A 3,868-nucleotide genomic window follows, 5' to 3' on the forward strand; every position below is an offset into this window, starting at 1 on the left:
CGGGCCGTTGGCCATGCCCAGCGCCTCGAAGTTGACCTCACCGGCGTAGAGCACCGCGTTGCGGCCCTTGCCGATGTCGATGAAGGCGGCCTCCACCCGGCCACCCCCTACTCCCCGCAGGCGGTCTTCCTCTCCCATGCCGTCATGGGAGGCGTCTTGGTAAGGAACCCGGTCGTTGTCTGTCGGGCGGCCTGCTCCGAATCCAGTGGCGCCGGCAGGTCGCCTGTGAGGTCCATGGGAATGCTCACAGTAGCACTGGGGCGGGGGTAGAGAATTCTACTGCCGAACTGATGCACATTTGGCTTCATTGCACCAATGATTTGGACCTGGGCGAGCCCGTGCGACGAGCCGTGATACGTATAGTAGTAGACGTCTCCCCAGCTGTTGTCCGGAATGTCAAAACTCCACCCCTGCGAGGTGGTTTCCTCATGCGACCAACTGGATGTGAAGCTAGTTTCTATCCCGAATGACAGGTTCTGGAGCGAACCGACACCGAGCGGCGCCTCATCGAATTCAAAATTGTAAGCCACTCCGGCGGACGTGCCGAGCGAATTCGTGGTCGAGTGTGAGTATGTCTGCATGTCCATGTATCTCAGATCACTGTCACCGCAGTTCGGGATATGACGCACCTGGGAATGCCAGTCGGGGTCTTCTGCGGTGCGCTCCTCCTCGATGTATCCGCTGATCGCACACTGACCCCACCCCGTGCCGAAACCGGCCGCCTTGCAATAGTTCCAGTAGTCCTGATTGGTGTATCCATGGCCGTTTCCAAATCCGACGATCTTGCTCAGTTCGGCTTGATCCAGGTTAGTAAGCGATGTTGCACTGGCGGGAAACGCAGAGAATATCAATGCAATGGAGGCGCACACTGACGCAGGGCAAGCGAGTCTGGCAAATCGTCGAGACTTGATGGGCTTCATGGAATCTCCTATGCGGAAGCGCAATACGATACACTACCGTTGGCTCAGATCAGCTGGAGACGGTCAACCGGAACAGCCGCACTGTGGCTCCAGCGCTTGTCCGGACATCGGGCGGGGATACGTCTCCCGGCCGATTATGAACGGCGCGGGGCTGTCATTCACTTGCATCGCAGCCCCGCACATCGGAGAGAGGTGTGTCAGTATTTGGCACAATCAACAGGCTCTAGCTGAGGCAGGATTCCGGTGTAGGACTGCTGGGCTGCTACAGCCGGATCAATGGGCTTGGGCAGGTCGCCGGAAATGTCGACGGGGAACACCGGGGTGGAACTGGGCTTAGCGTAAGGGAAGCCGCCAGACCGGTACACGCCGGGCTTCATTGCACCAATGATCTCCACCTGGACGAGCCCGTGCGACGTACCGTGATAACTCCAGTATTCGAGCCATCCCCTATGACCGGGTGGAATGGTCTTGAAATAACTCTCGGTTTCACCCACGGTGTCCCCCCACGTGACATCCGTGCTTACGCCGGTACTGAAAACGGTCGACTCTTTAGCACCGACGCCGAGGGGTGCTTCGTCGAATTCTATTTTGACCGCGGCCGATACCTTGAGGCCAATCTTCCAGGTGGCACTATTGGTGTAGCCATCGCTACGCATGGCCAAGTCATTGTAACCAGGCTTATTACAGTTGGTGTACATCTGAGAAATCACCTTGTGGTAATTCATGTCCGCCGCACGTGATTCCTCTGCATATTTGATGACCGCGCACTGGCCCCAGCCCGTACCGAATCCGGCCTGACTGCAGTAGTCCTTGTAGTCCTGATTAGTGAATCCGTGGCCATGTCCGAATCCGGCAACCTTAGCCAGCTCAATGTTGTCGAGCTGCGTAAGCGCCATGTCGGCCTGAGCCGGAGCAGCAGAAAAAGCCATCGCGATAGCAGCACACACTGCCACAGGGCAAGTCAGCTGGGCAAGTCGTCTGCGGTTGAGAGGTCTCACGGAATCTCCTGGCGTGATGCGAAGTCGTTGACTCTCCGAGCCGAGGGCGGGCATTACATCGTCCATTGAGCTGGGAATTATTCGCACCAAATGACGTTGCCCTCGTGAGGTGCCGCCATTTGGCGTTCTTACAGATCCCCGCACTGCTACCAATCGTGACCGAACCCCGGAGGCAATCGCTGGCCGCAGCAGGCTGCATAGCCTTAGATGCCAGCGCAGACCGCAAAGGCTCATAAGCATTTCCTGCCACTGAGGAGGCAACCATCTACGGATGCTTAATATGGCGCTTGCGGCAGCAGCCTTCAATATGGCGCCGTGTAAGTTCGGCGCACGATTGCTTACAGGCTCGCCGGGGCTGCAACGGAATGATCTTCACAACTGCCAGCGCAATCAGCTGAGTTGGCGACGGGAGACCAGGCAGCAGGCGAGTTTCAGGAGCGCTTCGTGGATGTCAGCTCGCCGTACCCAGCGGATCCCCAGGCGCCGGAAGCCGTGGAGCACGGCGAACTTCTTTTTCCTCACGGGTAGGTGCCCAGGCCGGTGCTGTGCCGAGTACCCCGGCGCCCGACGGCCGGCACGATGCGGCGGGACCGCAGCGTCGGCGCTGTGGCAAACCCTGGCGTCCTACACCGGATCCGCGCCCTCATCCGTGTACGCCATGCCGGCCGGAGAACAGCGTCCGGGTGCCCGAATCCAGGGGGACGCCGTCGAACGCCGCCTAGACCGCACACAGTCTCGCCGCACTGCGGGATGCGGACGCCAACGTGACAGGGAAAGCGAGGGTTGCTGGAGCAGGCGGGCCGGTCGGTACACGGCCAAGGGGGTGCCAGGCCGTTACGACGCCCGTTGGATCGCCCAGAGGGTCCAGAACGCAGAGCACAAGCTGGTCTCCCCGCTCTTCGTGCCACTACCGCGCGGCAGCCGAAGCCGTCCGGGCCGGGTATGACGCCGACCCGCTGCTCGTGCTCACCGAGCGCGCTGGAGCGCTTCGGCCTGCCGGTCACCCTCACCGATGAGGAGCGGCTCGCCGGTCGGCTCCCGGAGGGCCACGAGGTCATCAAGCAACTGCTCCGCTCGCAGCGGAAGCTGACGAAGCGCGGGTTCGGGCCGTGGGCGCGGATCTACCGCCCTGCGCAGGGCTCGGAGCGGGCCTGCGTCCAGCTGTGTATCCCGTCGTGGAACGCGTTGGACTCCCGGCACTGGGACGAGGCTGGGCAGCTCCCAGCGGAGGAACTCGCCCGGATCCTGGGCGTGTACGCGTCCCGGGTGATGACGCCGCGCGGTTCCACGGCCGTCACCGGCCTCGAGCTCATGACCGCGCTGCACCCGCCAACCCGCGCCTCCGAGCCCGACGCCAACGGCAAGCGGCACTCCGAGCACAACCCCGGCAGCCTCGGCAAGGACCCGATCGACTGCGCACCGTGCGAAGCCCCCGACGGACACCCGCTCCTTAAGGACCTGCCCCGGTTCCACGTCCGCGGCCCGGCAGAGAAGCTGTTCGAGGAAGCGTACGACTGGGCACGGCCGATGACGGACGCCGAATGCACCCTGCGGCACTTGATTGGCATCGACGTGAACATGGCCTTCGCCGCCGGCGCCAACGGCCTGGTCGTCGGTCTCGGCGCGCCCACGCACGTCAAGAACCCGGTGTTCGACCCCAAGCTGCCCGGCTCCTGGCTGGTCGACCTTTCCCACGTCAACCTGTCCCGGGTGAAGGTCGGCAAGGACAAGTGGGCGGAGCTGGACGCGAGTCTGCTGCCCAGCCCGTTCACGCCGAAGGGCGAGCACCCGGAGGGCCCAGTCTGGTACGCCACTCCCACCGTCGCCTACGCGGTGGAACTGGGCTACGCGGTGCGGCCGATCGAGGCGTGGGTGCGCTACGAGAACGGCCGCTACCTGGACGGCTGGTACAACCGGCTGCGGGACGCCTACCTCGCCACGATGGCCGAC

At 62.7% G+C, this 3,868-nt stretch carries 2 protein-coding genes and 2 pseudogenes; 1 reads left to right on the plus strand and 3 read right to left on the minus strand.

Annotation, left to right across the window (positions count from 1 at the left end; translation table 11 throughout):
• Nucleotides 1-107: 107 nt before the first annotated feature.
• The 3 genes and pseudogenes from AB0N17_RS45510 to AB0N17_RS45520 all read right to left on the minus strand — a co-directional run.
• Nucleotides 108-920: a hypothetical protein gene (locus AB0N17_RS45510; RefSeq protein ID WP_366017566.1), complete on the minus strand. Its 813-nt coding sequence runs from the start codon at nt 918-920 to the stop codon at nt 108-110.
• Between the two features lie 197 nt (nt 921-1,117).
• Nucleotides 1,118-1,918 carry a hypothetical protein gene (locus tag AB0N17_RS45515; protein WP_366017567.1) on the minus strand — a complete coding sequence of 267 codons (801 nt, stop codon included), beginning with the start codon at nt 1,916-1,918 and terminating at the stop codon, nt 1,118-1,120.
• Nucleotides 1,919-2,308: 390 nt separating this feature from the next.
• Nucleotides 2,309-2,511: pseudogene (locus AB0N17_RS45520) on the minus strand (IS5/IS1182 family transposase); the annotation flags it as partial.
• 325 nt (nt 2,512-2,836) lie between these two features.
• Between AB0N17_RS45520 and AB0N17_RS45525 the strand changes: the two are divergent.
• Nucleotides 2,837-3,868, plus strand: a pseudogene (locus AB0N17_RS45525) (transcriptional regulator); the annotation flags it as partial.

It is taken from the genome of Streptomyces sp. NPDC051133 (genome assembly GCF_040682635.1).
In the GTDB taxonomy this organism is placed as follows: Bacteria; Actinomycetota; Actinomycetes; order Streptomycetales; family Streptomycetaceae; genus Streptomyces.